The following is a 13814-nucleotide window of genomic DNA, read 5'->3' as shown; positions in this document are numbered from 1 at the left end:
CCTTGCCGCGCAGGATCGACGTCGCCGCCTACGCGAAAGGCGTGCTCGCGGGCGACCGCGGCACCCTGTCCAAGGCGATCACGCTGGTCGAGTCGCACCGGGCGGACCACCGGGCACAGGCGCAGGAGCTGCTCGTCGAGCTGCTGCCGCACGCCGGGGGCGCCCAGCGGGTCGGCATCACGGGCGTGCCCGGTGTCGGCAAGTCGACTTTCATCGACCAGCTGGGCACGGACCTCACGGCGGCCGGCCACCGCGTCGCCGTGCTCGCCGTGGACCCGTCCTCCACCCGCACGGGCGGCTCGATCCTCGGCGACAAGACGCGCATGTCGCGGCTGGCCGTGGATCCCCGGGCCTTCATCCGCCCGTCCCCGACGTCGGGGACGTTGGGCGGAGTCGCGCGGGCGACCCGCGAGACGATCGTGCTGATGGAAGCCGCCGGCTTCGACGTGGTGCTGGTGGAGACCGTCGGCGTCGGGCAGTCCGAGGTCGCCGTGGCCAACATGGTCGACTCCTTTCTGTTTTTGACGTTGGCCCGCACGGGCGACCAGCTGCAGGGCATCAAGAAGGGCGTGCTCGAACTGGCCGACGTCATCGCCGTGAACAAGGCCGACGGCCCGCACACCCGCGACGCCACCCGCGCCGCCCGCGAGCTCTCGGGCGCACTGCGGATGATCTACGGCAAGGACGCACCGTGGACGCCACCCGTGCTGACCTGCAGCGCCCTGGAGGGCTCCGGTCTGGACGAGGTATGGGCGACCATCGGCCGGCACCGCACGCTGATGCAGGAGTCCGGTGAGCTCTCCGACCGCCGCCGCCGGCAACAGGTCGACTGGACCTGGTCGATGGTGCGGGAGCAATTGCTGGACCGCCTGACGTCGCACCCTTCGGTGCGAGCCCAGGTCGCGGACATCGAACGCGCGGTCCGCGACGGCGAACTGACGGCGACGCTGGCGGCGGAGCGGATCTTGACGGCTTTCGGGGAGCCGACGGACGGCTGAGCTGTCTTTGTGTCGGTTGCTTGTCTTTACTGGACAGCCGCCTGCGGTGGTTTCGGCCGCTCGGCAGCCGTCTCGCGGGCGGCATGCGGCGCTCTGGTTGCTGGTTGCCGGCTGTTCGCGGTGGGCGGTTGATCATGGAGACCGGCCGAGTCCACTCGGCCGCGATCGCCCGCAGCGCCGCTGCGAGTCGGTGGACCCGATCCCCGATCTCGATCCGCGCGGCCACGCTCAAGGGCCGACACCGCCGTTGCCACAGCCGTCTGGCAGCCTGCGCAGCTGCCGCCGCCTCGGCTCCTCGCCAGTTTTCGCCATTTGATGTTTGGCTAGTTGATCCTCAGTCGCCCGTCGGTCCGTACCTCGGGACAGCCCCCGCCCGCCAGACAGCCCCCGCCCTGCCTTGGGGGCGTCCCCATCCCAGTCTATCGGCCCCTGACCTTGAAAAACGGCCGAAACGGAATCTGTGGACAACTCGGCTCATCGCGAGCGCCCTGTGGATAAAAGGGGAGCCGCCACCCGTCAACCCCGTGGATATCTGCGGAGCCGCCACCGCCATCCCCGCAGTCATTTGCCGAGCCGCCACCGCCATCCCCCGCAGATGACTGCCGCGACAAAGGACGGCCGGCGGCCCTTGCGTGTGTCGCCATAGAGCGTGAACTGGGACACCACACGCAGATGCCTGCGGAGCCGTCACCCCCCGCCACCGCCCGCCAACCCCGCAGATCCCTGGAAGCCACCACCGCCAACCCCCTTTCGAGCCCGCGAGGCGAAAAAAGGCCCGCCGAACCCACCCTCGGTGGCCCACCGGCCCCGTTCGGCTTGACGAACGGTCCCCCGAAGTGACTTTGGTCTGACCTCACGACCGCTCCACGCTCCGTGACGACCGGTCACCGTGTGAAGAGGCGATCGGCGGGCGATGGCACGGGCTGAGCGCGGGGCCTCCACCGCGTGGCGGCTGACGTCGCGGCCGTTCGGCGGGCAGAATGCGACGCAGTGCCGTAGAAGGGATGTCATGGCGAAGGTGCGGGGACTGCTGCTGGTCGGCCTGCTGGGCGCGCTGTTCTACTGCGCGGCTCCGGCTCAGGCGGCCGTCGTCGAGGCGCCGGCTCAGGCTCAAGCCCAGGTCCAGGCGCAGGCCGCGGCATTTGCGGAAGCACTGCTCCCGGCCCCGCAGCAGGCGGCACCGGGTCCGGTGCTGGACCCGACGCAGACCGACAAGGCCAACGCGCAGAAGACGCGGAACAAGCTGATCGCGGGCGGTGTCGCCGTCGTGCTGCTCGCCATCGTGTTCTTCGGGCGGCGGAAGCGTAAGAAGGGCAACGGCTGAATCGGCCCGGTTCACCCTGACCGAATTTCGTCGGGCCGTTCAACGCAGATCCGGTACCGGCCGTCTCGGGTCCCCCGTCGCAGGGCGCGGCTTGCCACCTGCATGGTGCACGATCATCTGCAAATGCGTACGACAGATCGAACGGCACGGTGCGGGTCCCCAAGCGCCACCCGTGTTGCGGGAACGGGAGGAGGTGCGGCGTGACTGTGCTTGACTCACGTCCGGACGTTCCAGGTGACCCCGAGGGTCGCATGGCCAACCCGATCGAGGCGCCCACCGCGCTGATCACCGAAGCCGGCGTCAGCATGGCACCTGTGGACGATCTCGGTGCGGGGCGTGGCCCGTTCTGGCTGGACGACTGGCTGCGGGCCAACGTCACCGACGTACTCGCGTGGCGCCGCCACATCCACGCCCACCCGGAGCTGTCGCGGCACGAGTTCGCGACCACGGAGCTGGTCGTGTCGCTGCTGCGCGCCGTCGGGCTCAAGCCGTGGGTGCTGCCCGGCGGTACCGGTGTGGTGTGTGACATCGGCCAGGGTGAGCGCTGCGTCGCTCTCCGTGCCGACATGGACGCGCTGCCGCTGACGGAGGACACGGGTCTGCCGTATGCCTCCACCACGGAGGGCGCGGCCCACATGTGCGGGCATGACGCCCACACCGCGATCCTGCTGGGCGCGGCCCGCGCGCTGGCCGGAGCTTCCGAGCTGCCCGGCCGCGTGCGCCTGATCTTCCAGGCCGCCGAGGAGGTCATGCCCGGCGGCGCGCTGGACATGATCGCGGCGGGCGCGCTCGAAGGCGTCGAGCGGATCTTCGGCCTGCACTGCGACCCGCGGCTGGAGGTCGGCAAGGTCGGCACCCGCGTGGGTGCCCTGACCTCGGCCGCCGATCTGATCGAGCTGCGGCTCACCTCGCCCGGCGGCCACACATCGCGGCCGCACCTCACTGCGGACCTCGTGTACGCCCTGGGCACGGTCATCACGTCGCTGCCGTCGGTGCTGTCCCGCCGCGTCGACCCGCGCTCGGGCACGGTGCTCGTGTGGGGCGCGGTGCACGCCGGCCAGGCCGCCAACGCGGTCCCGCAGGACGGCGTGCTGCGCGGCACCCTGCGCACGGCCGACCACGAGGTGTGGACGGCGCTCGAACCGCTCGTCGCGTCGTCCGTGGAGTCGCTGCTCGCGCCCACCGGGGTCGGCTTCTCGCTCGACTACCGCCGTGGCGTGCCCCCGGTCGTCTCCGACCCGGAGAACACGGCGCTGCTGCGCGCGGGCGTCGAAGCCGCGCTCGGGGAGCAAGGCCTGGCCGGCACGGAGCAGTCCTCCGGCGGCGAGGACTTCGGCTGGTACCTCGAGCACGTCCAGGGCGCGTTCGCCCGCCTCGGCGTGTGGCCCGGTCCGCCGGCCCCTCAGGCCGACATCCACCGCCCCACCTTCACCCTCGACGAGCGGGCGCTGATGGTCGGTGTCCGCACGCTGGTCCACACCGCGCTGGCCGCTCTGGCCTGAGTTATCCGCAGCCTCACCCGCTTGAGTTATCCACAGCCCAGCCGAGCTGTGGATAACTCAAGCGGGTGGTTTTTGCGTCCAGGCAAAGCCCTGTGAACACCTATTTCACCCGGTCTCGTGAACCCTCGTCGAGCCGCCGACCCGCCTATTCACAGCGGGTGATCAACAGTCACCGAGGCACTTCCGGGAAAGTGGTTGAACGAGCGTTTTTACCTACGCCCCAACGACTCCCTGCCGCCTATAGGCACCTTTGACAACTCGCGCGACGGTCGCAAAACAAAGCGTCGCAAGCAGAAAACGTGAAGCGGTGTCAGAGCTTTGCCGGCTGATGGTGAACACCGTTCATGATGCCCAGGTCGGCGCGTAAATCCGCCGAGTTGTCCACAGGGCTGTGGTCAGCCGGTGATCCCGGAGCACGGCCGGGTGCGCAGGTCATCCACATAGTCGGCGGGGGCTCCGGCGGCCTCGGCCGCGTCGGCGAGCACGCCCAGGTAGCGCGCGGACGGCAGGCCGCCCTCGTAGGCGTCGACCACATACAGCCAGGCGAGCACCGAGCCGTCCATGGTCTGGACCCGCAGGCGGATCTTGTTGTGCATGCCGAGCTCGCCGCCTTCCCAGCGGTCGAGCCCGGCCTCGTCGAGCGAGGTCACGTCGTAGAGCACCACGAAGACCCGGGAGGCCGGGTCCTCGACGATGGTGGCCAGCGCGCCTTCCCAGCCGAGGTCCTCACCCCCGAAGGTCAGCCGCCAGCCCTCCAGCCAGCCGGTGCCGGCCATCGGTGCGTGCGGGGCGCGCTCCAGCATCTGGGCGGGCTCCATGTTCGATCCGTAAGCGGCATACAACGGCACGGGCGACAGCCTAGCGACCCGCTCAGCGCACGAGCGGATGCACATGCCGTGTCCGGCCACTTCGCTTGGCGACGGACCCCTCCGCGTACCGTTGGACCCACCGGCCACACGCGTATCGAGGAGGACCTCAGGTGACCAGGATCGTGATCATGGGCGGGGGCCCGGCGGGTTACGAAGCCGCCTTGGTCGCCGCTCAGCACGGCGCCGACGTGACGATCGTCGAGCGCGATGGCCTGGGCGGCGCTTGTGTCCTCTACGACTGCGTTCCGTCGAAGACGTTCATCGCGTCGTCCGGCGCGCTGGCGAAGATGCACGACCTCGGTGAGCTGGGCATCAACACCGATCTGGCCGACACGAGCGTCGACCTGCTGACCGTCCACGGCCGGGTGAAGGGCCTCGCGCTCGCGCAGTCGGCCGATATCCGCGCCCGCGTGCAGCGTGAGGGTGTGCGCGTGATCAACGGCACCGCCAGCTTCTGCGACGAGGAGCCGGGCCTGGCGACGCACAAAGTCGCCGTGACCCACGCCGACGGCACCACGGAGGCCGTGGGCGCCGACGTCGTGCTGATCGCCACCGGCGCCACCCCGCGCGTGCTGCCCGGCGCCGTGCCCGACGGCGAGCGCATCCTCGACTGGCGCCAGCTCTACGACCTCACCGAGCTGCCCGAGCACCTCGCCGTGATCGGTTCGGGTGTCACGGGCGCCGAGTTCGCCTCCGCGTACACCGAGATGGGCGTGAAGGTCACCGTCGTGTCCAGCCGCGACCGCGTGCTGCCCCACGAGGACGCCGACGCCGCCGCGGTGCTCGAAGAGGTCTTCTCGCAGCGTGGCACCACCGTCGCGAAGCACGCGCGCGCCGAGCGCGTGGAGCGCACGGAGAAGGGCGTTGCGGTGCACCTGGCCGACGGCCGGGTGATCGAGGCCAGCCATGCGCTGATGACCGTCGGGTCCATCCCGAACACCGCCGACATCGGCCTCGACCGCGTGGGCATCGAGCCCGGCCCCGGCGGGTTCATCACCGTCGACCGCGTGTCGCGCACCAGCGTGCCCGGCATCTACGCGGCGGGTGACTGCACCGGCCTGCTGATGCTCGCGTCGGTGGCGAGCATGCAGGGCCGCATCGCGATGTGGCACGCGCTGGGCGAGGGCGTCGCGCCGATCAAGCTGAAGACCGTGGCCGCCAACGTGTTCACGCACCCGGAGATCGCGACCGTCGGCATCAGCCAGCACGCCATCGACTCCGGCGAGGTGCCCGCGCGCACGATCATGCTGCCGCTGGCCACCAACGCTCGCGCCAAGATGGAAGGCCTCCGCCGCGGTTTCGTGAAGCTCTTCTGCCGCCCCGCCACGGGTGTGGTGGTCGGCGGTGTGGTCGTGGCGCCGTCAGCGAGCGAGCTCATCCTGCCGATCGCGCTGGCCGTGCAGAACCAGCTGACGGTGGACCACCTGGCGCTGACGTTCTCGGTGTACCCGTCACTGTCGGGCTCGATCACCGAGGCGGGGCGTCAGCTGATGCGCCACGACGACCTCGACTGATCCCGGCCGATCTGGTTCGGACAGTTTTCCATTTCCGCGCAACCCCGCGTGGCTCGCCGCGTCTTGTGCGGTGACAGGCTGATGACTGAGCGGGACAAGGGGCCGAGGGTGCGCAAGAGGGCGGTTTTCGTTGCGGCGATGGCGATCGGGACGGTCGCCGTGGCCGGACAAGCGGTGGCGGCGACCGGAGGGCCCGCGCCCGCGGCGGCGCCCGCGCCGGCCGTGACCGTGCAGCTGAACCAGGACACGGCGGCCCTGCGCGGGCTGGTGAACCACTTCCAGCGCGGCGAGTCCAACGTCGCCCTCGCCGACTGTCCCGGCGCCAAGGCTGGCTCGACCACGTTCAGTTCGCCTGTGCTGAAGTTCGCGAACTACGACTTCGGCCCCTTCATCGGCGTACACGCCACCGTCTCCGCCGACGCCGACCTCGTGTCCGGCACCGCCGCCGGCGACTACCCGCTCACGGTGGCGTGCGGCGGAAAGACCTACGCCGCCACGTTCACCGTGCCGGCCGCCCAGGTGGCGACGGTTCCTGCGGGCGCGGCGAAGGCGGGCGACGGAAGCCTCGCCGAATAGCGCAGCCAGACTTACTGAAAAGCCGCCGGAAACCATTTCCGGCGGCTTTTTCGCGTGTGCAACCCGAGTTCCCGGCGTGCTTGAATCGTTACGCTGATTGACAACCCGGTGCAGGTCGGAGACGTCTTCATGGTGTCGGAGGAGCACCGCCGCGTGGCAGGGGGAACTGTACGCGTGGGGTTGCGGAATCCGCTGTCCTCCGTTGTGGAAAATCAGTCGAGGGGAAATTCCATGAAACGCATTGCGGTTTTTTCGTCGATTCTCGCGGCCGGTCTGCTCACCGCGGCTCCGGCCTTCGCGGCCGAGTCCACCGCGCCGACCACGCCCGCGCAGCCGACGTCGAGCACCTCGACGCCGGTCCCGCCCACGTCGGACAAGCCCACGCCGCCGACGGGCGAGCACCGGCAACCCAAGCCGTCGCTCACGGTCCTGCCGCGCGCGGCCAGAGCCGGTGACTCGGTCACGGCGCGCGTGGTGTGCCCGCCGAAGACGAGCATGAAGCTGTCTTCGACGGTGATCACGTTCGGGGAGCTCGAAGCCGTCGGGACCGAGCAGCCGCTCGAGACCGCGTACGTCTACCAGACGCCGGCCGATGTGAACAAGAACGCGAAGCCGGGGACCTACACCGTCACGTTCCTCTGCGGCAAGGCCAAGCTCACGCAGAGCTTCAAGGTCCTGCCGGCCAAGGACGCCGTGGTGACCACACCGACGACGCCGAAGGAGGTCACCAAGGTGCCGATGGGGGCGCCGCAGACCGGTGGCACCGACGGTCCCGTCGACGATTCGTCCTCCGGGCTCGCGGTGGCCGCGGGCGCGATGGGCGTGCTGGCCGTCGGCGGCGCAGGCATGGTGCTGGCGCGGCGGCGCTCGCGCGGCTGACGAAACCCGGTCGCCGGAGGGCAGTCGCGGCCCCTCCGGCGACCGCGCTCGGTCACCTGGTTGGGTGCTCAGTGCGCCCTCGGGACCCGAAGGGGGAGACATGTTCAGAAAGACTTTCGCCGCGGTGGCTCTGGCGGCGCTGGCCGTGCTCGGTGGCTGCGCCGCTCCGTCCGCCTCGTCCTCGCCGCCGCAGGTGGGGCATTCCCTGACGCCGCCGGCGCCCGAGACGTCCGTGGTGCTGCCGAAGTCCAAACCAGTGTCGCTGGACATCCCGAAGATCGACGCGCACTCCACGCTCGTCCCGCTCGGGCTCAACGCCGACAACACCGTGCAGGTGCCGCCGGTGAGCACGCCGTTGCAGGCCGGCTGGTACGAGTACTCGCCGACGCCGGGCGAGCGCGGGCCGGCGGTGGTGCTCGGGCATGTGGACGGCAACAAGCACGAGGGGATCTTTTTCCACCTCAAGGAAATGGCGCCCGGGGACCAGGTCTCGATCAAGCGGGAAGACGGCAGCACGGCGCGGTTCGAAGTGACCAAGGTGGACCAGGTGCCGAAGGACGTGTTCCCGAGCGACGCGGTGTACGGCGACACTCCCGACGCGCAGCTGCGCCTCATCACGTGCGGCGGCGCGTTCGACCGCGCTGCGCACAACTACGAGGACAACGTGATCGTCTACGCGCGGCTCGTCGCCCACGGTCACTGATCGCTGCTCGTTCGTGATGGTTCTCCGGTTTTGTCGGTGGCCGGTGCAAGACTGTGGCCGCAGACACAATCCGCATCGCAACTGATCATGGGGAGTGCAGATGTTGTTCCGCGACGAACGCTGGCCCGACGGCACGCCGTGCTGGGTCGACCTGATGGTGCCCGACAGAACCGCGGCCAAGACGTTCTACGAGAGCCTGCTGGGCTGGGACGTTCAGTTCGGCGGTCCCGAAATGGGTTACTACGGCATGGCGCAGCTCGCCGGCCGTCCGGTGGCCGGGGTAGGGGAGACTCCGGCGGACCAGGCGGGCATGCCGGCCGCCTGGACCACGTACCTGGCCGTGTCCGATGTGGACAAGACCGTGGCCGCCATCACCGAGGCCGGCGGCAGTGTCATCGCCCCGCCGATGGACGTGATGACCCAGGGCCGCATGGCGATCGCGGCCGACCCGACGGGGTCGGTGTTCGGCCTCTGGCAGGCGGGTGAGCACCACGGCACGGAAGTCACGCTCGCGCCGGGCGCGCCGGCGTGGAACGAGAACATGTCGCGCGACTTCGCAGCCGCCAAGGACTTCTACGGCAAGGTCTTCGGCTACTCGTTCAACGACATCTCGAACGACGAGTTCACCTACGCCACCCTCGACATCGACGGCCGCCCGACCGGCGGCCTCGGCCAGGCGAACGGCGACTACGAACCGGGCTGGATGACCTACTTCTGGTCCGCCGACGTCGACGCCGCCGCGGCCAAGATCCCCGAGCTGGGCGGCACCGTGACCGAGAACCCGGTGGACACGCCGTTCGGGCGGATGCTCATGGCCAAGGACAACCAGGGCGCGTCCTTCCAGCTCATGGCACCCAACGAGCAGTCCGGCACCCAAGAGGGCTGGGGCGCCTGACCCGAACGCCTGCCGTATCCAGGAATGCGAACGACCCCCGTCCGAAACCGGACGGGGGTCGTTCGCCGAAACGAAGCCGCGGGGTCAGTCGACCCAGTCGAACGTCTTCGTCACGGCCTTCTTCCAGTTGCGGTACTCCGCTTCGCGGCGCGACTCGTCCATCGACGGGTCCCACTGCTTGTCCTGCGCCCAGTTCGTGCGGATATCGTCCTCCGACTCCCAGAACCCGACGGCCAGGCCGGCCGCGTAGGCCGCGCCCAGGGCGGTGGTCTCGGCGACCACCGGCCGGATCACGGGCACGCCGAGGATGTCGGCCTGGAACTGCATGAGCAGCTCGTTCACGACCATGCCGCCGTCGACCTTCAGCGACTTCAGTGGCACGCCGGAGTCGGCGTTCATCGCGTCGATGACCTCACGCGACTGGAACGCGGTCGCCTCGAGCACGGCCCGCGCGAGGTGGCCCTTCTTGACGAACCGCGTGAGGCCGACGATGGCGCCGCGCGCGTCCGAGCGCCAGTACGGTGCGAACAGACCGGAGAACGCCGGCACGAAGTACGCGCCGCCGTTGTCCTCCACCGTGCTGGCGTGCTCCTCGATCTCCGCCGCCGAAGCGATCATGCCCAGGTTGTCGCGCAGCCACTGCACCAGCGAACCGGTGACCGCGATCGAACCCTCGAGCGCGTAGACCGTGTCGTTGGCGCCGATCTTGTAGCAGACCGTGGTGAGCAGGCCGTTGTCCGACATGACTTTTTCAGTGCCGGTGTTGAGCAGCACGAAGTTGCCGGTGCCGTAGGTGTTCTTGGCCTCGCCGGGCGAGAGGCAGGCCTGCCCGAACGTCGCGGCCTGCTGGTCGCCGAGGATCCCGGCGATCGGCACACCCGCGAGGGCGCCCTTTTCGCGGACCTTGCCGTACTCCTCCGACGACGAGCGGATCTCCGGCAGCATCGAAAGCGGAATGCCCATGTCCGAGGCGATGTCGGCGTCCCACTGCAGCGTGTCGAGGTCCATCAACAGTGTGCGAGACGCGTTGGTCGGGTCCGTGACGTGGATGCCGCCGTCGACGCCGCCCGTCATGTTCCACAGCACCCAGGTGTCCATGTTGCCGAAGATCAGGTCACCGGCCTCGGCTTTCGCGCGGGCGCCGTCGACGTTGTCGAGGATCCACTTGACCTTCGGGCCGGAGAAGTACGTCGCGAGCGGGAGGCCGACCTTCTGGCGATAGCGTTCCTGGCCACCGCCCAGCGCGCCGAGCTCGCCGACGATCTTGTCCGTGCGGGTGTCCTGCCAGACGATCGCGTTGTACACCGGCTTGCCCGTGGTCCGGTCCCATACCAGCGCCGTCTCGCGCTGGTTGGTGATGCCGACGGCGACGATTTCGCGCGTGTGCAAGTCGGCCTTCGCGACCGCGCCACCGGCGACGGCGCGCGTGTTCTCCCAGATCTCTTCGGCGTTGTGCTCGACCCAACCGGCCTTCGGGAAGATCTGCTCGTGCTCGCGCTGGTCGACGGCGACCACTCGGCCGGAGTGGTCGAAGATCATGCAGCGGGTCGACGTGGTGCCCTGGTCGATCGCGGCTACGTACGAAGTCATCGTTGCTCCCTCGCTCTGGCGAGATCCATCGGAACGGTGATCTTGCCGGTCATTCGGCGCTCGTCCGCTGGCTCTCGGCCGATTGGTCGGCGGGAACGCGCCCCGGCTCGGGCAGGAACTCGCCGGGAGCCTTCTCCCGGGCCGTCAGGACCTGGCCGATGAGCAGGTCGTAGATCAGGATGCCGACCAAACCACCGACGAGGGGCCCGACGATCGGGATCCACCAGTAGTTGCTGAACCAATCACCGTTGCCGGGGAACGCCTTGTTCCCCCACCCCTCGAACAAGGTCAGCAGCCTCGGTCCGAAGTCACGCGCGGGGTTGATCGCGTAACCGGCGTTCGTGCCGAACGACAGCCCGATCCCCACGACCACGAAGCCGATCAGGGCCGGCCCCAGATTGCTCTCGGGGGCATTGTTCCGGTTGTCGATCAACGCCGCGATGATCCCGACGAGGATCGCGGTGCCGACGATCTGGTCGAGCAGCGGTCCCCAGACCCCGTTGCCGAAGTACTCGGCCGGGAAGGTCGCGAAGATGGAGAACGTGCCCAACGAGTTCGGTCGCGACAGTGGTGGGTTCTGCGCGGCGTTGAAGGCGTCGATGGCATCGTGGTACACGGCGTAGACCACTGCGGCCCCTGCCAGCGCGCCGAGCACCTGGGCGAGCCAGAACGGCGCCACCTTGGCCCACGCGAACTTCCGCCGGACGGCGAAGGCCAGCGTCACCGCCGGGTTCAGGTGCGCGCCGCTGACGCCGGCGGACATGTAGACCGCGAACATCACCGCGAAGCCCCAGCCGAACGCGATGATCAGCCAGTTGGACGCACCGAAATCGACCGATTGCCGGCCGGACCCGGGGAGACCCACCACCGCGACCGCGACCGAGCCACAGCCGAGGAGGATGATGACGGCTGTCCCGAGAAACTCGGCGAGCATCTCGCCGCCAATTGTCGAGCGTAGCCGGCTCCACCCGGTTGACCTTTGAGAGATTTGCTCGCTCATCGCTTCCCCTCCCAAGTCGACGCCACCTTGCGTCGAGATCTACCATGCTGCTCTGCCTCGCCGGAACGGACAAGTTTCCGGCCGGGCGGAACGCTCGGTCCTCGTGCGATGCTGGGGTGTGCACAACAGCAAGTCGCAAGGAGGGCAGCCGCTGTGACGGAAGCGAAGCTGGGACCGGCGGTGCGCGAGGAGTCCTGGCAGCGCCTCGGCAAGGAGACCTTCGACCTGGTCGTGATCGGCGGCGGCGTGGTGGGTGCCGGGACGGCGCTCGACGCGGCGACGCGCGGCCTGCGCGTGGCCCTCGTAGAGGCCCGTGACCTGGCATCCGGCACGTCGAGCCGGTCGAGCAAGCTCTTCCACGGTGGCCTTCGCTACCTGGAACAGCTGGAGTTGGGGCTGGTCCGCGAAGCGCTCCACGAGCGCGAGCTGATGCTGACCAAGCTGGCCCCGCACCTGGTGAAGCCGGTGAGCTTCCTGTACCCGCTGACCCACCGCGGGTGGGAGCGGCCGTACACCGCCGCGGGCCTGTTGATGTACGACACGATGGGCGGCGCGCGGTCCGTTCCGGGGCAGAAGCACCTCACCCGAGCGGGTGCTTTGCGGATGGTTCCCGCGTTGAAAAGGTCGTCGCTCATCGGTGGCATCCGCTACTACGACGCGCAGTCCGACGACGCCCGCCACACCATGACCGTCGCCCGCACAGCCGCGCACTACGGCGCCGTGGTGCGCACGTCGACCCAGGTGGTGGGGTTCCTGCGCGAGGCCGACCGCATCTCGGGCGTGCGGGTGCGCGACGTCGAGGACGGGCGCGAGACGGAGATCCAGGCCGGCGCGGTCATCAACTGCACCGGCGTGTGGACCGACGAGCTACAGCGGCTGTCGGGCGGGCGCGGGCGGTTCCGCGTGCGGGCGAGCAAGGGTGTGCACATCGTGGTGCCGCGCGACCGGATCGTCTCGGAGTCGGGACTGATCCTGCGCACTGAAAAATCTGTCCTCTTTGTCATCCCGTGGCGCAACCACTGGATCGTGGGGACGACCGACACCGACTGGCATCTCGACCTGGCGCACCCCGCGGCCACGAAGCACGACATCGACTACATCCTCGACCACGTGAACACGGTGTTGGCCACGCCGCTCACCCACGACGACATCGAGGGCGTGTACGCCGGCCTTCGTCCGCTGCTGGCGGGCGAAAGCGAGGAGACGTCGAAGCTCTCGCGTGAGCACGCCGTCGCGCGCGTGGCGCCGGGCTTGGTCGCGATCGCGGGTGGCAAGTACACGACGTACCGCGTGATGGCGGCCGACGCCGTCGACGCCGCCGTGGTGGACCTGCCGGGCCGGCCGCCGTCGTCCATCACGGACAAGGTGCCGCTGCTCGGCGCAGACGGCTACCACGCGCTCGTGAACCAAGCCGACCACCTGGCCGCGCAGCACGGCCTGCACCCCTACCGCGTGCGGCACCTGCTCGACCGGTACGGCTCGCTGGTCCACGAGGTCCTAGCGCTGGCCGAAGGCCGTCCCGAGCTGCTCAAGCCGATCGACTCCGCGCCCGATTACCTGGGCGTCGAGGTCGTCTACGCCGCCAGCCACGAAGGCGCGCTGCACCTGGAAGACGTGCTCGCGCGGCGCACCCGCATCTCCATCGAGTACGCCCACCGCGGCGCCGACTGCGCCGACCAGGTCGCGCGCCTCGTCGGCGAGGTGCTGGGGTGGTCCGCGGAGACGATCAAGCGCGAGGTCGACGTCTACACGGCCCGGGTGGAGGCCGAACGCGAGTCGCAGTCGCAGCCGACGGACGAGTCGGCGGACGCCTTGCGCGCTTCGGCGCCGGAGGCTCGGTCGGGGATCATCGAGCCGGTGAGCTGAGGTCTGTGAAGGGCACCTTCAGGGGCTCGGATTCCCTTAAGGTGCCCTTCACGGCTTTGCACCGAAGGGCGCCCCGGCTCGGCCGAGGCGCCCTTCGC

Annotated in this window: 12 protein-coding genes and 1 pseudogene; 9 read left to right on the top strand and 4 right to left on the bottom strand. The window is 69.5% G+C overall.

Annotation, left to right across the window (positions count from 1 at the left end):
* The first annotated feature begins 2 nt into the window (after window positions 1-2).
* Complete coding sequence (meaB, locus tag AB0383_RS12840; RefSeq protein ID WP_366187053.1) at window positions 3-998, top strand: methylmalonyl Co-A mutase-associated GTPase MeaB; 996 nt, start codon at window positions 3-5, stop codon at window positions 996-998.
* A 600-nt stretch (window positions 999-1598) separates the two neighbouring features.
* Here the strand turns inward: meaB and AB0383_RS12835 are convergent.
* Window positions 1599-1670: pseudogene (locus AB0383_RS12835) on the bottom strand (D-aminoacyl-tRNA deacylase); the annotation flags it as partial.
* A 337-nt stretch (window positions 1671-2007) separates the two neighbouring features.
* On the opposite strand from AB0383_RS12835, the gene AB0383_RS12830 reads away from it, so the two are divergent.
* Window positions 2008-2322: a hypothetical protein gene (locus tag AB0383_RS12830; protein ID WP_366187051.1), complete on the top strand. Its 315-nt coding sequence runs from the start codon at window positions 2008-2010 to the stop codon at window positions 2320-2322.
* A gap of 200 nt (window positions 2323-2522) precedes the next feature.
* Window positions 2523-3824 carry an amidohydrolase gene (locus tag AB0383_RS12825; protein ID WP_366187049.1) on the top strand — a complete coding sequence of 434 codons (1302 nt, stop codon included), beginning with the start codon at window positions 2523-2525 and terminating at the stop codon, window positions 3822-3824.
* Window positions 3825-4219: 395 nt separating this feature from the next.
* Here the strand turns inward: AB0383_RS12825 and AB0383_RS12820 are convergent, their stop codons facing one another.
* Window positions 4220-4672 carry a gamma-glutamylcyclotransferase gene (locus AB0383_RS12820; protein WP_364181519.1) on the bottom strand — a complete coding sequence of 151 codons (453 nt, stop codon included), beginning with the start codon at window positions 4670-4672 and terminating at the stop codon, window positions 4220-4222.
* Between the two features lie 131 nt (window positions 4673-4803).
* On the opposite strand from AB0383_RS12820, the gene AB0383_RS12815 reads away from it, so the two are divergent.
* From AB0383_RS12815 to AB0383_RS12795, 5 genes are all read left to right on the top strand, one after another.
* On the top strand, window positions 4804-6207 hold the full coding sequence (locus AB0383_RS12815) for an NAD(P)H-quinone dehydrogenase (RefSeq protein ID WP_364181517.1): 1404 nt from the start codon (window positions 4804-4806) through the stop codon (window positions 6205-6207).
* Between the two features lie 138 nt (window positions 6208-6345).
* Window positions 6346-6783 (top strand): hypothetical protein, encoded by a 438-nt coding sequence (locus AB0383_RS12810; protein ID WP_364181514.1) that lies wholly within the window; start codon window positions 6346-6348, stop codon window positions 6781-6783.
* A gap of 231 nt (window positions 6784-7014) precedes the next feature.
* The gene (locus AB0383_RS12805; RefSeq protein ID WP_366187046.1) at window positions 7015-7662 is read left to right on the top strand and encodes a hypothetical protein; all 648 of its coding nucleotides are present in this window, start codon (window positions 7015-7017) and stop codon (window positions 7660-7662) included.
* Window positions 7663-7762: 100 nt separating this feature from the next.
* Window positions 7763-8365 (top strand): class F sortase, encoded by a 603-nt coding sequence (locus tag AB0383_RS12800; protein WP_364181508.1) that lies wholly within the window; start codon window positions 7763-7765, stop codon window positions 8363-8365.
* 100 nt (window positions 8366-8465) lie between these two features.
* The gene (locus AB0383_RS12795; protein ID WP_364181505.1) at window positions 8466-9260 is read left to right on the top strand and encodes a VOC family protein; all 795 of its coding nucleotides are present in this window, start codon (window positions 8466-8468) and stop codon (window positions 9258-9260) included.
* An 84-nt stretch (window positions 9261-9344) separates the two neighbouring features.
* Here AB0383_RS12795 and glpK read toward each other — a convergent pair whose 3' ends face one another.
* Entirely contained in the window at window positions 9345-10850 is a 1506-nt protein-coding gene (gene glpK / locus AB0383_RS12790) for a glycerol kinase GlpK (RefSeq protein ID WP_366187043.1), read from the bottom strand.
* 49 nt (window positions 10851-10899) lie between these two features.
* A complete protein-coding gene (locus AB0383_RS12785) occupies window positions 10900-11850 on the bottom strand; it encodes an MIP/aquaporin family protein (RefSeq protein ID WP_364181500.1) in 951 nt (316 codons plus the stop codon).
* Window positions 11851-11958: 108 nt separating this feature from the next.
* On the opposite strand from AB0383_RS12785, the gene AB0383_RS12780 reads away from it, so the two are divergent.
* A complete protein-coding gene (locus AB0383_RS12780; protein WP_364181497.1) occupies window positions 11959-13716 on the top strand; it encodes a glycerol-3-phosphate dehydrogenase/oxidase in 1758 nt (585 codons plus the stop codon).
* The last annotated feature ends 98 nt before the right edge of the window (window positions 13717-13814 follow it).

This window comes from Amycolatopsis sp. NPDC051373, assembly GCF_040689465.1.
Lineage (GTDB): Bacteria > Actinomycetota > Actinomycetes > Mycobacteriales > Pseudonocardiaceae > Amycolatopsis.
This window is presented reverse-complemented; position numbering and strand designations above follow the sequence as displayed.

Bases quoted from the DNA above. Each gene is read 5' to 3' on its own strand.
- AB0383_RS12830 (WP_366187051.1), top strand. From the start codon at position 2,008: ATGGCGAAGGTGCGGGGACTGCTGCTGGTCGGCCTGCTGGGCGCGCTG.
- AB0383_RS12810 (WP_364181514.1), top strand. From the start codon at position 6,346: ATGGCGATCGGGACGGTCGCCGTGGCCGGACAAGCGGTGGCGGCGACC.
- AB0383_RS12805 (WP_366187046.1), top strand. From the start codon at position 7,015: ATGAAACGCATTGCGGTTTTTTCGTCGATTCTCGCGGCCGGTCTGCTC.
- AB0383_RS12800 (WP_364181508.1), top strand. From the start codon at position 7,763: ATGTTCAGAAAGACTTTCGCCGCGGTGGCTCTGGCGGCGCTGGCCGTG.
- AB0383_RS12795 (WP_364181505.1), top strand. From the start codon at position 8,466: ATGTTGTTCCGCGACGAACGCTGGCCCGACGGCACGCCGTGCTGGGTC.
- glpK (WP_366187043.1), bottom strand. From the start codon at position 10,850: ATGACTTCGTACGTAGCCGCGATCGACCAGGGCACCACGTCGACCCGC.
- AB0383_RS12785 (WP_364181500.1), bottom strand. From the start codon at position 11,850: ATGAGCGAGCAAATCTCTCAAAGGTCAACCGGGTGGAGCCGGCTACGC.
- AB0383_RS12780 (WP_364181497.1), top strand. From the start codon at position 11,959: ATGCTGGGGTGTGCACAACAGCAAGTCGCAAGGAGGGCAGCCGCTGTG.